Annotated in this window: 18 protein-coding genes; 2 read left to right on the top strand and 16 right to left on the bottom strand. The window is 37.1% G+C overall.

Features of this window, described 5'->3' with window-relative positions; genetic code table 11:
* Nucleotides 1-251: 251 nt before the first annotated feature.
* Complete coding sequence (locus tag ABE34_RS15060; protein ID WP_197143324.1) at nt 252-1073, bottom strand: sulfite exporter TauE/SafE family protein; 822 nt, start codon at nt 1071-1073, stop codon at nt 252-254.
* On the bottom strand, nt 1073-1930 hold the full coding sequence (locus ABE34_RS15055) for a DUF72 domain-containing protein (protein ID WP_197143323.1): 858 nt from the start codon (nt 1928-1930) through the stop codon (nt 1073-1075). The genes ABE34_RS15060 and ABE34_RS15055 overlap by 1 nt, the downstream gene beginning before the upstream one ends.
* Before the next feature lie 506 nt (nt 1931-2436).
* Between ABE34_RS15055 and ABE34_RS15050 the strand changes: the two genes are divergently transcribed.
* Nucleotides 2437-3261 carry a GNAT family N-acetyltransferase gene (locus ABE34_RS15050; RefSeq protein WP_197143322.1) on the top strand — a complete coding sequence of 275 codons (825 nt, stop codon included), beginning with the start codon at nt 2437-2439 and terminating at the stop codon, nt 3259-3261.
* A gap of 69 nt (nt 3262-3330) precedes the next feature.
* Here the strand turns inward: ABE34_RS15050 and ABE34_RS15045 are convergent, their stop codons facing one another.
* The 8 genes from ABE34_RS15045 to sufC all read right to left on the bottom strand — a co-directional run bounded on the left by ABE34_RS15045 (nt 3331) and on the right by sufC (nt 10674).
* Nucleotides 3331-3933, bottom strand: coding sequence for a nitroreductase family protein (locus tag ABE34_RS15045; RefSeq protein WP_197143321.1), 603 nt, complete (start codon nt 3931-3933; stop codon nt 3331-3333).
* 96 nt (nt 3934-4029) lie between these two features.
* Nucleotides 4030-4629: a DsbA family protein gene (locus ABE34_RS15040; RefSeq protein ID WP_197143320.1), complete on the bottom strand. Its 600-nt coding sequence runs from the start codon at nt 4627-4629 to the stop codon at nt 4030-4032.
* An 82-nt stretch (nt 4630-4711) separates the two neighbouring features.
* On the bottom strand, nt 4712-5149 hold the full coding sequence (locus ABE34_RS15035) for an Rrf2 family transcriptional regulator (protein ID WP_197143340.1): 438 nt from the start codon (nt 5147-5149) through the stop codon (nt 4712-4714).
* Between the two features lie 272 nt (nt 5150-5421).
* On the bottom strand, nt 5422-6819 hold the full coding sequence (gene sufB, locus ABE34_RS15030; protein ID WP_031417705.1) for a Fe-S cluster assembly protein SufB: 1398 nt from the start codon (nt 6817-6819) through the stop codon (nt 5422-5424).
* A gap of 102 nt (nt 6820-6921) precedes the next feature.
* Nucleotides 6922-7350, bottom strand: coding sequence for a Fe-S cluster assembly sulfur transfer protein SufU (gene sufU, locus ABE34_RS15025; protein WP_197143319.1), 429 nt, complete (start codon nt 7348-7350; stop codon nt 6922-6924).
* The gene (locus tag ABE34_RS15020) at nt 7340-8569 is read right to left on the bottom strand and encodes a cysteine desulfurase (protein ID WP_079561482.1); all 1230 of its coding nucleotides are present in this window, start codon (nt 8567-8569) and stop codon (nt 7340-7342) included. Before ABE34_RS15020 ends, sufU begins: the two co-directional genes overlap by 11 nt.
* Nucleotides 8569-9876, bottom strand: a complete 1308-nt coding sequence (gene sufD / locus ABE34_RS15015) for a Fe-S cluster assembly protein SufD (protein WP_197143318.1) — start codon at nt 9874-9876, stop codon at nt 8569-8571. The genes ABE34_RS15020 and sufD overlap by 1 nt, the downstream gene beginning before the upstream one ends.
* 18 nt (nt 9877-9894) lie before the next feature.
* Complete coding sequence (gene sufC / locus ABE34_RS15010; RefSeq protein ID WP_068985348.1) at nt 9895-10674, bottom strand: Fe-S cluster assembly ATPase SufC; 780 nt, start codon at nt 10672-10674, stop codon at nt 9895-9897.
* Between the two features lie 661 nt (nt 10675-11335).
* On the opposite strand from sufC, the gene ABE34_RS15005 reads away from it, so the two are divergent.
* Complete coding sequence (locus tag ABE34_RS15005; protein ID WP_197143317.1) at nt 11336-12238, top strand: LysR substrate-binding domain-containing protein; 903 nt, start codon at nt 11336-11338, stop codon at nt 12236-12238.
* A 189-nt stretch (nt 12239-12427) separates the two neighbouring features.
* On the opposite strand, the gene ABE34_RS15000 is transcribed toward ABE34_RS15005, so the two are convergent.
* The 6 genes from ABE34_RS15000 to ABE34_RS14975 all read right to left on the bottom strand — a co-directional run bounded on the left by ABE34_RS15000 (nt 12428) and on the right by ABE34_RS14975 (nt 20305).
* Nucleotides 12428-12637 carry a hypothetical protein gene (locus ABE34_RS15000; RefSeq protein ID WP_197229833.1) on the bottom strand — a complete coding sequence of 70 codons (210 nt, stop codon included), beginning with the start codon at nt 12635-12637 and terminating at the stop codon, nt 12428-12430.
* Nucleotides 12638-12848: 211 nt separating this feature from the next.
* A complete protein-coding gene (locus tag ABE34_RS14995) occupies nt 12849-13895 on the bottom strand; it encodes a glycosyl hydrolase family 18 protein (RefSeq protein ID WP_197143315.1) in 1047 nt (348 codons plus the stop codon).
* 21 nt (nt 13896-13916) lie between these two features.
* Entirely contained in the window at nt 13917-15668 is a 1752-nt protein-coding gene (locus ABE34_RS14990) for a polysaccharide deacetylase family protein (protein ID WP_197143314.1), read from the bottom strand.
* Nucleotides 15665-17527, bottom strand: coding sequence for a glycosyltransferase family 2 protein (locus ABE34_RS14985; RefSeq protein ID WP_197143313.1), 1863 nt, complete (start codon nt 17525-17527; stop codon nt 15665-15667). The genes ABE34_RS14990 and ABE34_RS14985 overlap by 4 nt, the downstream gene beginning before the upstream one ends.
* A 5-nt stretch (nt 17528-17532) precedes the next feature.
* Nucleotides 17533-18969: a polysaccharide deacetylase family protein gene (locus ABE34_RS14980; protein ID WP_346655571.1), complete on the bottom strand. Its 1437-nt coding sequence runs from the start codon at nt 18967-18969 to the stop codon at nt 17533-17535.
* A 10-nt stretch (nt 18970-18979) separates the two neighbouring features.
* The gene (locus tag ABE34_RS14975) at nt 18980-20305 is read right to left on the bottom strand and encodes a nucleotide sugar dehydrogenase (protein ID WP_197143311.1); all 1326 of its coding nucleotides are present in this window, start codon (nt 20303-20305) and stop codon (nt 18980-18982) included.
* Nucleotides 20306-20821: the final 516 nt, after the last annotated feature.

Here is a 20821-nt window from a genome sequence, read left to right as displayed (position 1 = left end):
CGACTCCCTGGGGTTCAGCGATATAGAGGAACGAAGGCTAAAAGCATCACGTCCTGTGATAACGCCTTCGTGACCAACATCCTATTGGCCCGAGACCCTGCAGCGAAGCGGCTCATCGGACGCCCCCAGGAAGCTCTGCTCTGTGCGAAAGCGTAGCGACAGCAACAACAAATGTTTTCTGTAGCGAAAGCGAAGCGTCAGCTACAAAGCGCCCAGTCGGAACGGAAATCAACCTCTCGTTTTGGTGAATATTACAACAAACCATCGATAATAGAACGAATTCCTAATAATAATAAAATAACTCGAAGTGCTACTACAAGCGTATCTGATTTAATTCTTTTATTTAATGCTGCCCCTAGCTTTGCTCCAATATAAGCTCCTGGAATAACAGGAATCGTATAAAGCCAAGGCACATTTCCTAAATAAATATGACTCGCTGAATTAACAAGCGACGATAAAAATACTAGGAACATCGATGTTGCTACTGCTACATGTGGCGGGAATAAAAATAAAATAATCATGGCAGGCACAATCATCGAGCCTCCACCGATACCAAATAATCCTGAGGCGAAGCCAATACAAAACGTTAATGCAATGGCAAACCAAATTGGATACCCATATACATAGGTATTTCCTTCTTGATCTTCAAACTCTCGTTGCATACCGTTTTTTACAAACCATTCTACTGGTTTCAATTTATCACGTACAAGTAATATCGTCGCTAAAATAATAAGTAAAATACCAAAATATAAATTAAATGATGGTAAATCTAGCCCCTTATTTACCCATGCACCCAGCATTGTGCCCGGAATACTCCCTATAAAAAAAATCCAACCACTTTTGTAATCTACTGTTTTAGATTTCATATAACTTAGTGTAGAAGCAAGTCCAGTGAAAATCATCATGACAACAGATAATCCAACTACTTTTTGAGGAGTGATATCTGGAATCATCCCTAGATTTAACCCGACGAATAATGTCGCTGGAACTAAGACAACTCCTCCGCCAAGCCCAACCAATGAGCCAATTACCCCAGATAATAATGCAATAATAACTAAAAGAAAAAATTCCATTATAGTTCCCCTTCAAACATGTTTAATTGTTTAGGCGCTAACCCTACATCACTAATCGCTAAAATCCCTTGTAACTCTTTTGCATTTTTAGCGGCATGAAGCCCTGAGTTATTATTAAATAATACATATAGGTGCTGTACTTCTGATTGAAGATGTTTTATATGCTGTCCCATCTGCTGCAACTCTTCCCTATTATAATCATATAAGAAGCGAACTTTCCGCCAGTTTTCGGCATTCCCAGTATTGCGCCATCCATGAATGTTACGTCCATGAATGCGTACAAGTGCCTTTGTCGCAGTAACCGTAGGATAAAATGGTACTGAGCCTACGCCAGCCTGCGGTTCATCACAAATTGTATGAATGAATTGATGCTCTCGTAAAAAATCCATCGTTTGCTGCACTACATTGTCCGCATACCATGTCCGATTGCGAAACTCAATAGCTACATCAAAGCTTTTAAGCTGCTGCCTAATATACAATAAATATTGTACATTTTTAGTCTGACAATCAAACCACGGCGGGAATTGTGCTAATACCATCGCTAGCTTCCCATGACGTTTAAATTCATTGGCACATTCGATAAAGGCATTAAACATGTCATTCTTCGATTCAAACGGTATGTCGCCACGTAAATGACCAGTCATTCCTTGATAAAGCTTCACAACAAAACGGAAATTTTCGGGTGTATCCTCACACCATTTCCGAACATTCTCTTTAGAAGGTATGGCATAAAAAGAAGTATCTACCTCTACCGTTAAAAAATGACCTGTATAATCGAATAATTTGTCCTTTGAGGCAGTCACTCCACTATAAAGTGATGGATGATCACCCCAACCAGTTAATCCAACTATAATCATGTGACTCCCTCCTTCATGTACATTTATCATAGCATACACCATCTAATTAAACGTATCGTAAAAAAATCATAGCTCTTAAATAAGGTGAAATATAGGATTATCAGCAGAACGTAGGGTTGATTTCCGTTCCGGCTGGGGCTTTCCTGGGGGCGTTCGATGAGCCGCTTCGCTGCAGGGTCTCGGGCCAACAGATGTCTTTTGCGCGAAAGCGTGAGTGCAACGTAGCGGTAGCAGAGGTTTTTTTGTGCGAAAGCGCAGCGAAAGCAAAAGGGTTTTATCTGCGCGAAAGCGAAGCGGCAGCGGCAACAGCACGATGTTGGTCACGAAGGCGTTATCACAGGATGTGATGCTCTTAGCCTTCGTTCCTCTATTGCCGATCCCCGAGGAGTCACCCAGCGGAGCGAAGATCAACTTATACGCATAATATACTTTTTTATAAATGACACCCCAAACTTTGGTGATGAAACAAAATATGTGAAATTTAACGTGAAAGGGATTTGATTGAGATGATTACTGAACTACAACAAAATGAATTTTACAGGTGTAAGGGGTTACTAAATGAGCACGGTCAATTAGAAGTAAAAGCTGTCGTAGAGGGAGTGAATCCTGGACGCATATTTGTGGATCAAATCGATTCAGCACAATCAGCACTTATTTGGTTAGGAAACAATGATGGATTTTTCTTTATAGGAAATGAAAATAATGAACAATTTAATAATCAAATTAACGACTTTATTGATCAGGTAATTGTACCAGAAGCGAAAAAAGTGGGAATGCATTACTTCGAAGGCATTGGTAATCATCAAAAGTGGAATCAAACGATTGAAAAAACATTTAATCATCGTGAACTTGGTAGTTGGAAGCAAAGAGTATATAAGCTTCATAAAAATAACTATATAGCAACTAATGAGCCCGATATTAAAGAAGGCTACACTGTCTTAAAAATGGATAACGCTCTATTTGAAGATAACACCATTAAAAACTCCGCTTTTTTACAGTCTAAAATATTATCGTGTTGGTCTTCAGTTGAATGTTTCTTGAATAAAGGAATTGGATACTGTGTCGTTTACGATCATCACATTGTTAGCCTTTGTTTTTCAGGCTTTGTTGTTGAAAACGTCCACTGTATAGATATCGAAACATTAGAAGCTTACCAAGGAAATAAATTAGCTCAAAAGTTAGCTCACCACTTTGTAAAAGATTGTTTAACACAAGAGTCGATTCCATATTGGGATTGTATGGACTCAAACAAACCATCCATCGCTGTAGCAGAAAATATAGGGTTTTCCAATGTTTTTAACTATGTAGGTTACGAGTTTTCATTTAACTAATATGTTAGTAAGAACCCCCATTAAGTGAATCGTGTCCACTTAACGGGGTTCATTGTAGTCAGATTTTAATTAATAAAACTTCACTACATCTTCAAAAGGTAAAGAAGTTTTTTCTCCTGGTTGTTCATTTGGTTCACCAAATGGCATTTGAGCTATAAGACTCAATTCTGCAGGAATATTCCAAGTTTGTTTAACTTCCTCGTCAATAATTGGATTGTAGTGCTGAAGAGATGCGCCAATTCCTTCAGTAGTTAAAGACATCCATGTTGCGTATTGTAGCATTGCATTTCCTTGATGTGACCAGAATGGGAATTGCTCTTTATAAGAAGGCGCGTTTTCTTGCATTTGTTTGATTGTTGCTTGGTCTTCAAAGAACAAAATTGTTCCTACGCCATCTTTAAAGCCTTGTAATCGCTCTTCAGTCGCTGCAAAATTTTCTGCTGGCACACGTGCACGTAATGTTTCTTTGACAATGTCCCAAAACTTTTCGTGTTCATTATCCATTAAAACTACTACACGTCCACTTTGCATATTAAATGAAGACGGTGCATGTACACTGATTTTTAATAGCTCTTCAATTTTTTCTTTTGTAATTGCTGTGTTCTTTTTCACCTTACGGATTGAACGACGATTAATAATTGCTTCTTTTAAATTAGTTGTTGTTACTGACATTTGTATTCCCTCCAAATTTTAACAAGTTTTTTTATCTACATAGGTTTTTACAAGTAGCTTTATTTTATACACTACTGTTTAAATGATTTACATAACCTACTTTTTTAATTGCTGATCGATCACTTGTGCTAGTCTTTCTTTACTAGCTAATCCTTGGATCATTTCATTACCAATAATTAATGTAGGAACGGCAGTAATATTCGCCTCTTCATAAGCATGCTTTAAAGCTTCTTGATGAGCTTCCCGATATTTACCTGAACGTAAAGCTTCTTTGAATTCTTCTGCAGGCAAACCTACCTCATTCGCTAATTGAGTTAACACCACTACATCCTCAATATTTTGTTCTTCTTGGAAAAACGCTGTGAAAATTCTATGATGAAATTCATTGCCCTTTCCATGCAACTTAGCAAATTGATATCCTTCAAAAGCTAAATTTGTATAAGGATGTGGAGATACACGCGGTAGTCGCATATCAATCCCTAGCTTTTTGGCAGTAGGGAGAATATAGGAATCCCATGATCCTAATTTAGTCGGCTCTTTCCAAGGGTCAATTTTCGGATATGGTTCAGGTCTTAACTCAAATGGCATCCACTCTATTTCAATATTCTTTTCTTTTGCAATTTCATCTAATGGCCCTTTCCCTAAAAAACAGAAAGGACAAATAAAATCCGAATATGCTTTTATTTTAAGAGTCACCCACTTAAACCTCCTTTTCTCTTTTAGTTGTAACCATTTTAGTTACAGTTAAGTCAAATAAATAATGCATTCAGGAATGCATTTATTGTGATTGTTGCATCTCACGGATTAAAGATGTAATTACTTGCTCCATAGTAATATTGGCTAATACTTGTTCCATAGCTTCTTGTGCTTGCACTAAAATTATCTCTAATACAGCCTGTATATTAGCACCTATAGGACAATCAGGATTTGGATTTTCATGTAAATGAAATAACTGATTTTCTTCTACAACTTCTACTGAACGAAAAACCTCTAGCAAAGTGATGGCATCTAGATCTTTGACCAAAGAGGCTCCGCCTGTTCCTCGGCGCACTTGCACTATACTTGCCTTTTTAAGATAGGACAATATTTTCCTAATTACTACCGGATTTGTATTTACGCTTTCCGCCATAAATTCCGACGTGCAAATGGTCGATGGATTTTGCTTGATGATTGATAAAATATGAACAGCGATTGTAAAACGACTGCTAATTTTAATCTTCATCACCTTCAGCTGTAACCATTATAGTTACAACTTAAAAATAAGTCAACTATTTTATAAAAGATATAAAAACACGCCCTCGATTGCTAATTTGATAAATGGGATTAGATTCATAAATCCGCTGAGCTGTTGAATAAAAGGCTCAAACTCTATATTGTCGTCTTGATCCATCAGAACAACATAACCAAGCAAAACTCTTTCCGTCGCTATAGCTCTTCTATTAAATAAAAAACCCGCCACAAACATTGTTGTGACGGGTTTTAAAAGTTTTATCCGATTGAACCTTCCATCTCAAACTTAATAAGACGGTTCATTTCTACTGCGTATTCCATTGGTAATTCTTTTGTGAATGGCTCGATGAAGCCCATTACGATCATTTCTGTCGCTTCTTCTTCAGAAATACCACGAGACATTAAGTAGAATAATTGTTCCTCTGATACTTTTGAAACTTTCGCTTCATGCTCTAAAGAAACATTATCATTTAAGATTTCATTGTATGGAATTGTATCTGAAGTAGATTGGTTGTCCATGATTAACGTATCACATTCGATGTTAGCACGTGCACCACTTGCTTTAGGGCCGAAACGAACTTGACCCATATATGTTACCTTACCACCTTGTTTAGCAATCGATTTAGAAACGATTGTTGAAGATGTGTTTGGTGCCATATGAATCATTTTCGCACCTGCGTGTTGGTGTTGACCTTTACCTGCTAATGCGATTGATAATGTCATACCACGAGCGCCTTCACCTTTAAGGATACAAGCTGGGTACTTCATTGTTAACTTAGAACCGATGTTACCGTCGATCCATTCCATTGTACCGTTTTCTTCAACAACTGTACGTTTTGTTACTAGGTTGTAAACGTTGTTTGCCCAGTTTTGAATCGTTGTATAACGGCAGTATGCATCTTTACGTACAACAATTTCTACTACTGCTGAGTGTAAAGAGTTTGTTGTGTAAACAGGAGCTGTACAACCTTCAACGTAGTGTACGTGAGCGCCTTCATCTACAATAATTAATGTACGTTCGAATTGACCCATGTTTTCAGAGTTAATACGGAAGTAAGCTTGTAATGGCGTTTCCACTTTTACACCTGGTGGTACATAGATGAATGATCCACCTGACCAAACTGCTGAGTTTAGTGCAGCAAATTTGTTGTCAGTGTAAGGAATCACTTTGCCCCAGTATTGTTTGAAAATATCTTCGTTTTCACGTAAAGCTGAGTCAGTATCTTTGAACACAATACCAAGATCTTCAAGGTCTTGTTTCATGTTGTGATAAACAACCTCAGATTCATACTGAGCAGATACACCTGCAAGGTATTTTTGCTCTGCTTCTGGAATACCTAATTTATCAAAAGTAGCTTTAATTTCATCAGGTACTTCATCCCAAGATTTTTGTGTAGCTTCTGATGGTTTTACGTAATACGTAATTTCATCAAAATCTAAATCTCCTAGGTCGCCACCCCATTGCGGCATTGGTTTTGTATAGAAAGTTTCAAGTGCTTTTAAGCGGTACTCAAGCATCCACTCTGGCTCTTGTTTCATATTAGAAATTTCACGGACGATTTCTTCAGTTAAACCACGTTTTGAACGGAAAATTGATACGTCCTTGTCATGGAATCCGTATTTGTAATCGCCAATATCAGGCATTTTTTTAGCCATCTTTTCTCCTCCGTTCATAAATAATTGTTATTTTGTTTAATGCACAATAATCTTACTTCAAGTGAAAGCACAAATAATGCTTTCACTTGAAATTAGGATTTATTATTCCTTTACACCTTTTTCCATCGCTTTCCAAGCTAATGTCGCACATTTAATACGTGCAGGGAATTGAGAAACACCTTGTAGTGCCTCAACATCCTCAAGGTCATATTTATCGCTATAATCTTCACCCATCATCATTTTAGAAAAAATATCAGCAAGTTCTAATGCTTCCTCAATTTTTTTACCTTTGATGAGCTGCGTCATCATGGAAGCAGAAGACATCGAAATTGAACAGCCTTCACCGTCAAACTTCGCATCCTCGACAATACCGTCAGTCACTTTTAGCGTTAAGTGAATACGGTCTCCACAAGTCGGGTTGTTCATATCAATCGTTACAGCATCGTTTTCTATAGATCCTTTATTACGAGGATTTTTATAGTGATCCATAATGACTGAACGATATAGTTGATCTAAATTATTAAAAGACATCGCCAAAATACTCCTTCGCAGAACGTAACCCTGCCACTAGGCGGTCAATATCTTCTTCTGTGTTATACAGATAGAAGCTTGCACGCGCTGTCGCTACTTGTTGAAGACATTTCATTAGTGGCTGTGCGCAATGATGTCCTGCACGAACAGCAATACCGCTCATATCAAGAACCGTTGCCACATCATGTGGATGTACATCGTCTAGGTTAAACGTTACAAGGCCACAACGCTTCATTGGGTCACGTGGGCCAAAAATTTTAAGTCCGTCAATTGTTTCAAGCTGATCCATCGCGTAGCCTGCAAGCTTATGCTCGTGCTCCGCAATTTTATCTAGCCCAATTTCAGTTAAGAAATCGATAGCAGCCCCTAAACCTATTGCACCTGCAATGATAGGAGTTCCACCTTCAAATTTCCACGGTAATTCTTTCCACGTCGACTCATGAAGTCCAACAAAGTCAATCATTTCGCCACCAAATTCAATTGGCTCCATCTTTTCAAGGTGTTCTTTTTTACCATATAGTACACCTATTCCAGTTGGTCCGCACATTTTATGACCTGAGAACCCTAAGAAATCTACATCCAAATCCTGTACATCGATTTTCATATGTGGTGCTGCTTGTGCAGCATCCGCTACCATTACCGCACCGTTAGCATGCGCAATTTGAGCGATTTCTTTAATTGGGTTAATCGTTCCAAGTACGTTTGACGCCATTGACACTGACACAATCTTTGTTTTAGGTGTAATTGTCGCACGAACCTTTTCTAGATTAAGTGTGCCATCTGCTTCAAGCTCAATGTATTTCAGTGTTGCATTTTTTTCCTTTGCAAGCTGTTGCCAAGGAATAATATTGGAATGGTGCTCCATGTGGGTAATAACAATTTCATCACCATCAGCCACATTAGCACGACCATAACTTGCTGCTACTGTATTTAAAGCAGTTGTAGTACCGCGAGTAAAAATAATTTCTTGTGTTGAAGTAGCATTAATAAAATTACGAACCTTTTCACGTGCGCCCTCATACTTGTCAGTAGCACGATTACCCAATGTATGCACACCACGGTGAACATTGGAATTATCGAATTCATAATAATGCTTCATCGCTTCAATTACTTGAATAGGTTTTTGAGAAGTTGCTGCGCTATCAAGGTAAACAAGTTTATGACCGTTTACTTCCTGATTTAAAATTGGGAAATAGCTTTTAATGTCTTTATTCATCATTAGCGAACTTTCCTTTCAATAACCTCCGTCAGTTGCTTTTGAACGCCTTCGATTGGTAATTGCGTAACAACTGGCGCAAGGAATCCATGGATAACAAGGCGCTCTGCTTCTGCTTTCGAGATACCACGACTCATTAAGTAGTAAAGTTGTAGTGGATCAACTCGGCCAACAGATGCTGCGTGTCCTGCTGTTACATCGTCTTCATCGATTAATAGAATTGGGTTTGCATCGCCACGAGCTTTTTCAGAAAGCATTAACACACGTGATTCTTGTTGTGCATCCGCTTTTGTCGCACCGTGTTCGATGTAGCCAATACCGTTAAAGATTGATTGTGCCGCATCTTTCATTACACCATGCTTTAAGATATGACCATTTGAGTTCTTACCCCAGTGACGAACTTCAGTAGTGAAGTTAAGTTTTTGTTCACCGCGACCAACAACGACTGTTTTTGTATCAGCATGAGAACCGTCACCGATTAGATGTGTAATGTTTTCAGAAATAGTATCTGAGTCATTCATTAAGCCAAGAGCCCAATCTACTTTCGCATCACGAGCTAGACGTCCACGACGATTTACATAAGTAGTATATCCTTTCGCAAGTACATCAACCGCACCGTAAGTAACTTGTGCATTGTCTTGAGCTACTACTTCTGCAATAATATTTGCTTGCCCTTTTGCTTCTTCAACTGTTGAAATATATGTTTCAACATATGTTACAGCTGAATTTGCTTCAGCTACAACTAACACGTGGTTATATAATGAAGCTTCTGCGTTATCGTTTAAGAATATTACTTGAAGTGGCTGTTCAATAATTACATTTTTCGGTACGTATACGAATACACCACCATTAACAAGTGCCGCATGAAGCGCAGTTAATTTATGCTCATCAACTTTTACAGCTTCTGTCATAAAGTACTTTTTAACAAGGTCACCGTGTTCACGAACCGCTGTTAAGATATCTGTAAAAATAACACCTTTATCAGCTAGTTCTTGTGATGTTTTAATGAAAGCTGGTGTATTATTACGTTGAACATAAAGGTTTTCTTGTGCTTCAAGATCAATTAAACCTTTTGCTTCTTCCGGTAATGCATCAAGTGAAGCAAATCCTTCACTGTCAACTGTATGAGTTGGGAAATTTAAGAAATCCCATTTTGTAATATTTGTTCTGTCTGGTTTTGGCATATCTAAACCAGTTGCTTTGTCTAGTGCTGCCGCGCGAAGCTCAGTAAACCAAGCCGGTTCTCCCTTTGCTTCTGAGAACGAGCGCACGTCCTGTACTGTTACAGGCAAGTTAAGTTCCACTGTCATGCTAGTTCGTCCTCCCTCTTATGCTTCTTGCTCTTCTGTTTCTTCTTCGATACCTAATTCTTTTTTAATCCAGTCATAGCCTTCCGCTTCTAAACGTTGTGCTAACTCTTCGCCACCTGATTTAACAACACGGCCTTGCATCATTACGTGTACATGGTCTGGTGTAATGTAGTTAAGTAGACGTTGGTAGTGAGTGATCATTAAGCAGCCGAAGCCTTCTCCACGCATTGCATTGATCCCTTTTGAAACAACTTTAAGCGCGTCAATATCAAGACCAGAGTCAATTTCATCTAAAATCGCGAAAGTTGGTTTAATCATCATTAATTGAAGAATTTCGTTACGTTTTTTCTCACCGCCAGAGAAACCTTCATTTAAATAACGTTGTGCCATATCTTCATTCATTTCTAGGAATTCCATGTTTTTATCTAATTCACGGATAAATTTCATTAGAGAAATTTCATCGCCCTCTTCACGACGTGCATTGATAGCTGAACGTAAGAAGTCAGCATTTGTTACACCAGCGATTTCAGAAGGATATTGCATAGCTAGGAATAAACCTGCTTGAGCACGCTCGTCCACTTCCATTTCAAGTACATTTTCGCCATCAAGCTCAACTGTACCAGAAGTTACTTCATATTTAGGGTGACCCATAATTGCAGAAGCTAGTGTTGATTTACCAGTTCCGTTTGGTCCCATGATTGCATGAATTTCATTTGTATTGATCGTAAGATTTACGCCTTTTAAAATCTCTTTCCCGTCGATTTCAACGTGAAGATCTTTAATTACTAAAGTTGACATAAAATACCTCCATAGTGTGTTCAGTGAATGGTGAACCATCCCTTAATTATCATCATTCTAATCTTAACTGAAAATCGTTCTCTATGCAAACCATTTCAATCACTTTCACTTTTCTTTGAAACAATCCTTAAAAACAAAGAGTTTGTAAGCATTTTCAAAATATTGCTAATCGTTATTGACAATGAGAATCGACTCCCCTTATTTTCAATAAAATAAATCTAATTGAGAATGGATTTCATCTAGCTACATAGTGGAAACCCCTCAGGAATCGCTAATTGTAGCGGTTTTGTGACAGAAATGTATAAAGAACAGTACCAATACTATAACCTTTTTTATTAGAATAGAATCAAATAAGGGAAAGAAATTTATAGAGTTCTAGTTCGTAAAAAAAGATTTACCATTATAAAGTGGGAGTGATTTCCGTTCCGGCTGGGGACTTCCGGAGCGGCAGCGGCGGCAGGATGTTGGTCACGAAGGCTTTATTACAGAACGTGACTCATTTAGCATTCATTCCTCTCCGCGCTTGAATGAAGCTACTGAGACATCCCGTCATTTAATTCGCACCAGTTAACATTTGTTTATTTTCAGTTATTTTTATCTTAATAGTATATAATTGAAGAATAATCAATCGTATTTTTCGATTAATAGAGGTGAATATCTAGTGGAGTTACGTCAATTACGATATTTTGTTGAGGTTGCTGAACGCGAACACATATCAGAGGCTGCCGAATATCTTCATGTTGCTCAATCTGCAATAAGCCGACAAATTGCTAATTTAGAAGATGAATTAGGCACACCACTTTTTGAACGTGTAGGACGCAATGTTAAATTAACACCGATTGGAAAAACATTTCTCGAGCACACCATTACTGCTTTAAAAGCCATTGATTTTGCAGCAAAGCAAGTTGAAGAATATTTAGACCCCGCTAAAGGAACAATAAAAATCGGCTTTCCAACAAGCTTAGCTAGCTATGTATTGCCAACTGTTATTTCTGCCTTTAAGCGTGAATATCCCGATTTGCAATTTCAACTCCGTCAAGGTTCTTATCGTTTTTTGATCGATGCAGTCAAAAACCGCGAGTTAAATTTAGCTTTTTTAGGTCCACTTCCACCGAAGGACGAAACTATCCGTTCAACCATATTATTTACTGAAAATATCGCTGCATTACTGCCAGCAAAACATCCATTAGCCAAAAAAGAAAGTATTCAACTTGCTGATTTACGCAATGATTTATTTGTGTTATTCCCAGATGGATATATTTTACATAAAGTAGCTATGGATGCCTGTCGCGCTGCCGGCTTCTCGCCAAACATCATCTCTGAGGGTGAAGACTTAGATGCACTAAAAGGTCTTGTCGCTGCGGGCATTGGTGTTAGCTTATTACCAGAAAGCTCCCTATATGATTCAGCTGCTCGCTTCACAGTAAAGGTACCGATTCAATCACCTACAATTCCAAGAACCGTCGGTATTATTTCACCTGTAAACCGCGAAATTGCTCCATCAGAAAAAATATTTTTAGACTTCGTTACCAATTTCTTTTCACGACTTTCTCAATTCCAATAAAAAAAATCGCCGTATGTGGCGATTTTTTTGGGGTTTAGGTGGTTCTTTCCGTCGCTCTGGCGGTTCTTTCCGTCACTTTGATGATTCCATCCGTCGCTTGCGGTTCTTTCCGTCGCTTTGATAATTTCATCCGTCACTCTGGCGGTTCTTTCCGTCACTTTGATGATTCCATCCGTCGCTTTGATAGTCCTATCCGTCGCTCTGGTGGTTCTTTCCGTCGCTTTGATGATTCCATCCGTCGCTTGCGGTTCTTTCCGTCGCTTTGATGATTCCATCCATCGCTTTGATAATTCCATCCGTCGCTTTGATAATTTCATCCGTCGCTCTGGCGGTTCTTTCCGTCACTTTGATGATTCCATCCATCGTTTGCGGTTCTTTCCGTCGCTTTGATAATTTCATCCGTCGCTCTGGTGGTTCTTTCCGTCGCTTTGATGATTCCATCCGTCGCTTGCGGTTCTTTCCGTCGCTTTGATAATTCCATCCGTCGCTCTGGCGGTTCTTTCCGTCACTTTGATAATTTCATCCGTCGCTTTAACGATTCTATCCACGACTTCAGCTGTTCTATCCACCACTTCCCCTGTTCCAACTGTCTCTCTGGCAATCGAATCCGTCACTCCTGTGATTGTTCATTAATCCATTGTAAGGTTTTCGAACTTAGACCTCCGGCACGCCATAAAACAATCTCATTGTAGCGTTTCTTTCGTACGTGTGCTGTCCATTTTTCAAGCGTTTCCTGATCGGCATACCAAACTTCATGCTTCACTTTTTGTTCATCTACATACGTGAAATATACAGCACCACTTGCTTTATCTCGTTGTTTAACTGCTTTCGTTTGGTTCAGTAATTCCTCTGCCTCTATCTCTGTTAATGCAATTGTTTTACCTTGATTTACCCATTCAAATCCGCCAGTTGCAAAAGCAATCGCTAGTTTTTGATTGGACTTCTTCATTTTTTTTATTAAGTCATTTAAAAATGAAAAGTTTGCCTTTGCACCTGGACCACTATGATATCCGTGCACATTATAAGCCATCACTGTATATTTAGGTCCATTTGGCAATTTAACATCAAACGGGAAGCTAGGCTCTAGTACGACATGTAATGAAATACCTTTTTTCGATAACTGTTTATAAAGTTCGTTTAGAAAGCGGACATATCCAGGAAGGTCCTCTTTAGCAACCTTTTCATAATCAATTTCGACACCATTCACATTGTATTGGTCAACAACTTGCAAAATATTATCAATATGTCGCTGCCTGGATGACGCATTTTGGAACAACCGATTTAATAACGTGCTATCCTTCTGAACTGAAGGGGCGTTATCTGTAACAGTATCGTTAATTAACGTAAGTATCACTTGATGTGATTCATTAAACTGTTGCTGTGTTTGTTTCAACATTTCTATCGTATCTTCAGTTAATAATAATTGGTCATTCTCTTTAAAATAAGCACCAAAAACGCGAATGTCTTGTAAGCCCTGTTCTGAATTTTCCACATCCTCGATGGCAGATTTGATTTGCCATTCAGGTAACCAAATAGATAGTTGAAGCTTTTCTTTGTTTTTCAATGGTTCTCTCGCCTTCACAGGTTCTTCTTTACTATTACTACAGGCCGTGATAATTAGTAATGCTAGACAGATAAACAATAAAATTTTTTTCACTTGAATTTAGTTCCCCTCACTTTAGAAGGTTTCAATAAAGAAATCCACAACGCTATTAATGAAAGTCAGCGTTTTGTGCTTAACTTTATCGAAGTTCGTGTATTGGTTTGTAAAAAGTGTATGATCGTTACTATCTGTAATCAAAATATCTTCGATGAATGTATCATAAATATCATCTGCATACTGTTCATGCGAAGTTTCTTTTATACTGAACATCGCACCAAATCCAATTTGTGATCCTTGAATATCAGGATTTACTTGTATTGTTTTGGATAATACCTTATCTACGTCTATCTTAATTTTATCCTTATTAACAGCAATGTTAAATTCTCTTGTTTTTGTTAGGTTTCGTGGATATTCTTCCTGATCAATTCTAGAGCCTTTTTGCGTATCCTGATAATTGTATACAGTAGCCTTATTAAATGCATACTCTTCTTCATTCCACTTTATTTCATTTAACGGGAAACGCCCCTTCTCAACAACGCTTGATTCCGGTAATTTCTCAGAAACAACAATCTCATTATCGATTAATGCTACCCGAATATAGCTATCATTTTTTTCATCATAGTTTAAATAAATAGATTGTTGTCCAACGACATTCCCTTTAAAGGCAAAGCTTATATTATATTGCTCAGGAAGTGTTTCCTTCCATATTAACCGACCTTCACTAGCAGGTGCAGATGTTATAGTAATCACATTATTTTCATATTCTACTGCACCATTCATGACAGACCATTCTTTTGCTCGTTCAGGATCTCCAACTTCAAATTCTACATTTTGCTTACTAGCTTGGCGGATTTTCATCATCAAGTGATTGGTAGACCAATAGGGCGAAACTTGCAATCTACTTAAGTTGTAAAGATTAGCATCCGCATCATTATATGCCCCTAGCTCCAAATTGAAATGCATTTTAAACTTATCTTTAATTTCTTTATTATTCGCACGTTCAACTAACGAATCCATATTATTATAAAGTGAGTTGGCATGCATAATCGCATAAGCTTTAGGAACTCCTCCTAATTCCTCCTCATAAATATCTTGCATTAGCTTGTAATCTTTTTGGATACGCTCTTCCATTTCCTGTCGCGTTTCACTTGGAATCATATATTGATTGCGAATGAAGTCCATTAAATAATGATTATAATATTCGATAGTCGTTTTATTCGGCACATTATTTTCATCTATTACACCTAACGACTGTCCTTTATTATTAAAAATATTAATATATGTTAGACGGTAACCATTAGAGCCCAACTCCCAATACCCACTTTTTTCCATGATCAATAAGTCTTTCGGCTTTAGAAATTTGTTGTCCTGTGTATCCATTTTATTGGCGTACGTAAACATCGTAGCTTTATAGTTTAGATCCTCCATGATGTTTTGAGCAAATATACTAGAATCTGTCCGTCCATCTTCAAATGATAAAAACAAAGCTTTCTCTGGCAACGGTTTGTCTTTCTGATAAAAATCTAAAATATCTTGTTGAGTAATCGTTTGATAACCCTGACTTTCAAGTAACGCTAGTTGTTTTTTTAAATTCTCTTTCGATACGTATTTAGGAGACTCGCCTCTGCTCACACCAAAATATGATAATGCGATGAAACCATCTTTATTTTCTAGAGGAACCGTTTCCTCTACCCTTTTTTCTGTTAAAAACACTATACGTATTAAAATAATCGTTAAAAATATAACGATAATCGCTTGAACTATGGATCGTATTATTTTCCTTCGATTTTTTTTAGCTGGATTTAATACAACATTTTTTTCACTCATTTCTTCTCACCCATTTTTCTATTTAGAATCGAAAATCGGGATTTTCGCAACTTTTGTTTTTCCAATTTCTTTTCTTTGGCGATGACATCTTGAGGTGTTTCTCTCGTACCCCATGTTGATTTCCAAAATGTAACCCATGCAACAGGCATTTGCCACAGCAAAATAAATTCATAGAAAAGTACAAAGATAAAGCCAAATGTCCATAACTTACTTTTTCTAAAAAAAAGATGGGCCAAACTCATTAGCATTGCCATCAATAACAAGCCCATTAAAAACGTAGTTGGAAAAACGCCATGCATAATTGGCACGTAAAGTAGATTGTAAACAACAACAATAGGGGCTGCTATCGGTACGATTAAACCAATGATGAAGAAAAGAAACATAAAAGGTTCCTTTTTCCACATAAATAAAAATGCTCGTAGCGATTCGCGTAGCCAAGATCGTTTCCATCTCATTTGTTGAGATAAAAAGACTTTTGAATCTGATGGAACAATAGTAGAACATACGGCATTATCCTGATATCCCGTCCGATGTGTTTTTAAAATATAATTTGTCATACTACGGTCATCGCCGAATGTTGCGGGTTGTCCAAGAAATTTTTGGTTTAACCATGCTGTTTCGTTCTTTAAAATAAGCTCTTTTCGATAACACGCTAATGGACCAGATAAACAAGTTACTGTATCAAACCAAGACTCAGCAGCTTTCATTATCCGGAAGGCTATATAATAGCGAACGGTTTGCAATTTTGTCAGAGCATTTGTAAATTTATTTTCAACCTCTGTTCTTCCAGCCACACCGGCCATTTTAGGATCTTGGAAAGGCTGTACTATATTTCGAATAGCATGAGGTTCTAAAAAACTATCCGAATCTACGAAAACGACTAAATCGTGTTTGGCTAGATGCACTCCGGCCACAAGAGCCTCACGTTTCCCTCCATTTTGAGGTAGCTTATGGAAGCTTAAACGATTTTTTGTTTTAAATCGCTCACCCTCACTATGAATAAGTTCAATCATTTCTTTTGCTTTTTCCTCAGTTCTATCCGTTGAATAGTCATCTACGACAATAACCTCTAGTTTGTCTACAGGATAATACTGATTAATACAGCTTAAAATTGTTCTATGAATCCACTCTTCTTCGTTAAACACTGGAATAATAATAGAAACGCCCGGTTCAAATTTAGGATTTATCGGGACATTCCTATAGAAAATACCGAATAAATATCGACTTAAAAGAAATGTTGCAGCAATAATACTATATAGATATAGGAATTTATTGAATCTGAAATAAATAACACTTTCAGCCCTCATTAATATCACAATAAGAGAAACAATCAATAGAAATAAACTTGCCACAAAGATTGATAGTCCCCAACGTTTTTTAGTCATATAGTCATTTAAAGGCTGCAGAAATTCACATGCATAGTAGCATCTAGTTTCACCATCTACTTCTTTCGTAAACTGGCGAACAACTTTCGCTTTTACCTTTACCTTAGATTCATAGCCCTCCGGCATCGCACCACCAGGTATAGTAAATTTCATCGTAATAATTTCATCTATTTGAAAATTATTAGGACTATTTGAAAATATAAGGATACCTGTAACCGAAATATCCTCCGCATAATGTTTGTTACTAACCTTTTGCTTTACTCTTTTAATTTGCACTTCAAAATTAGTTTCATAGCGTAAACTTAACAGCTGTAAACGATATATTTCATTGACATCTGTAGGATCGATTTCTTCCTTTTGATACGAAGCACCTCGTCGATTAACGAGATTTCGTACATTTTCTGGGTCAGGAATATTCGATAAAATTCGTCGATCAGAGCGCGGTATCGTTAAAATCTCTTTTTTCTTATTCATGATTATCAATTCACTTTCTTATTTGAATCTTCTTCAATCCAAGTCGACATTTTTGCAAAGCTATACCCATCTTTTTGCAGCTTTTCAATGATTACTGGTAAAGCCTCAACTGTTTTTGTACCATCTAAAATGTGCATAACAATTACTTTTCCTGGACCAATTCTACTCATCACACGATTATAAATATCTGAAACGCTATATTCTAAATTCCAATCGAATGATGCAATATCGTACATAGCAATGGATTTGATACCAGTTGCAGCAATAATTTTCGCTGATTCTTCATTAATAGCACCTTTATTAGGTCTGAAATACAATAAAGGTTCCTCCTGTAAGGCGTATGTTAACGCCCTATGTGCCTTCACGACATCCTCTTGGAGCTCCTCCGGTGTCATTGTCGTAACATCAAGATGATTGTAGGAGTGGCTAGCAACCTCATGACCTCTCTCAACAATTAATCGCGCTAGTTGCGGATCCTTTTCCACACCTTTCCCAATTAAAAAGAATGTAGAGCGAACGTTATACTTATCAAGAACATCTAAAATTTCTTTAAGTCTCTCTTCACTCGCCCAATCATCAAAGGTTAAAGCAACTTCCTTTTTAGAAGTATTTTTACGGTAGTACATATTTGGTTTTACATTTTCAAAATCCGGATTCACTTTAATAGTGTCATAGCCTTCTATTGACTCTAAGGGTTTTACTATATATTGCTCATCTAATACGTCTGTTAATGTAGAGAAGGCATACCCTTGTTCTTTCCCCAATTGAGACAATAGTGGTACAGCATCAATAATTGCAGGATTAATGTATGTGTTTAAATGAATGACTGATCCACTGTTGATAAAGCGATGAATATAATCCTTTATTTCTTCGGCACTTTGCATATTTCGATCTTTCGGATTAATGGAAGATGCTACAACTCCCTTCATATTGAGCGTTTTAGTTGCTAAACGCATATTGTCAGTTGAGTCACCAGAACGACTTCGAACGTATTTAGGTGTATAACCTAGATGCTCTTTAAAAACTTGATTCGCTAAATAAATCTCTTTATAGGTTTCTTCATAATTTAAATCGGTCATATCAGGAAACGTCAGCGTACCATTTTCTACTTCATGACCTTTCGCTAAAATGTCCTTCACTAACTCAGGATCTTGTGCCACTCGCGTTCCTTCTACAAAAAATGTTGCCTTCATGTTACATTGATCTAATACTTTTAATAGCTTCAGCATTGTTTCATTGTCAGCAAGCCCATTAAAGGTTAATGCTATCTTCGGACTAAGAATGCTTGCGTGACTATAAATTTCACTCATTGTCCCATCATGTTCCTTTACCTCAATTGTTGAATCAACAGGTTGAACCTGATTAGTTTGAGCAGACGATTGACATCCTGTTAAAAATAAAATGAATAATAGACTACATATTTTCAGTCGACTCGCGTTCACAGAACCCCCCCTATAATTTGTAGTATTTTTCATTCTCGAATAAATAATGGGTATTTCGTGTATCAAAAATTAAAGCAGCGTGCTGATCAATTAATGAATAATCAATAGTAGTATGATTCGTTAAAATGACTACTGCATCTGCTTTTTGAATGATTTCTTTTGTAAGTGAAACTGTGTTTAACATGTAATTACCAACTGTAAACGTTTCTATAAATGGATCAATAACATTTAGCCCACACTGCTTGTCCATTAATTCGTCAATGATACGTAATGCTGGTGATTCTCTAAAATCATTAATATTTGGCTTATAGGAAACTCCAATCACTACGATTTCCGCATCAATTATCTCTTTTCCTTGCTCATTTAAATAACTTTCAAGTCTTGTAACTACAAAGCTTGGCATGGAATCATTAATTTTATCAGCGGTCTCAATTAAAGTTGCAGCAATGCCATGTTGCTGGCCAGCCCATAATAAATATTTAGGGTCCACTGGGATACAGTGACCACCTACTCCTGGGCCTGGTGCAAATGGCATAAAACCATAAGGCTTTGTCGAAGCTGCTTCAATAACTTCCCACACATCTATATCCATTTTATGACAAATCTGACTTAATTCATTAACAAGAGCAATATTAATTTGTCTAAATGTGTTTTCTAGTAACTTTTCCATTTCGGCAACCTTTGGACTTGTTACAGCAAATACATTTGTATTGATTACCGATTCATAAAAAAGCTTAGAAACTTCTAAACAAGATGGTGTTATTCCACCAACTACTTTAGGCGTGTTCGAAACTGAAAAATTAAAATTTCCAGGGTCGACACGTTCAGGAGAATAAGCTAAAAATAGATCTTTTCCAATAACAAAGTTACCATTTTCTAAGATTGGTTGAACTACTTCTTCTGTTGTTCCAGGGTAAGTTGTACTTTCAAGAATAACTAAAGTATTTGAGGATACGTTCTGTACGATTGCATTTGCTGCATCAACAATATACGAGATATTAGGTGTTCCATCTGCAGTTGTAGGTGTTGGTACACAAATAATAATAATATCTACTTGTGCAAGTTTAGAAAAATCATTTGTCGGCTCAAATTTCTGTTCATTAACCGCTTTCTCTATGGCTGTATTAGACATATCAGCAATATAACTATTACCGCTTTTTAATTTGATGATTTTTTCATTGTCTTTATCGAGGCCAATTACTGCAAAGCCTTTATTGACGATTTCCAGGGCTAACGGGAGCCCCACATAACCAAGTCCAACAATTCCAATTGTTGCACTTCTTGTTTTGATTTTTTTTGATAAAGCTAATCCCCTTAACTCAACTTTTATCGCCATAAACAAATTCCTCCTTTGTCTAAGTTATTATCAATTATGTCTCGGCAAAATTGCGTCCAGAATCGATTTCGTGCATAGGCCTACATGTCGCTACAAAAACACCGGTAGCTGGCGTTTCACTTTCGCCACGAAAACAGTTGCTGAAAGAAGTTAAAAGCCTAATTCAAAGACTTTCTCTACAATTGTTATTCCTTTTATGATTCATTTTTCGTACATGCATTCCCTCATCGTACATCTAACGAAGTAACATTATCTTAAAATTTAAAACACGCACCTCTCTAATACCTATATAGTACTAAACAAAACTTAACATTTTCTATACAATTTCCTTTTTAAATGAAAAAATAACTATTTTACCAATAACCAGTCACCCAACTAAATCCATTTCTCCTTTCTTTAGAACTATAAATTTTTGATATATCCCTACATAAACATGTAATTTTATTAAATTTCACAAGAAATAATTTTAATTATTTATCACAAAAAAATTTTTACTAGTCAAAAAAATTGTGTGCT

Origin of the sequence: Lysinibacillus sphaericus, assembly GCF_015844675.1 — a bacterium.
GTDB classification, from domain to species: Bacteria; Bacillota; Bacilli; order Bacillales_A; family Planococcaceae; genus Lysinibacillus; species Lysinibacillus sphaericus_E.
Note: the sequence above shows the minus strand (reverse complement) of the source record. Positions and strands in the feature narration are given on the sequence as shown.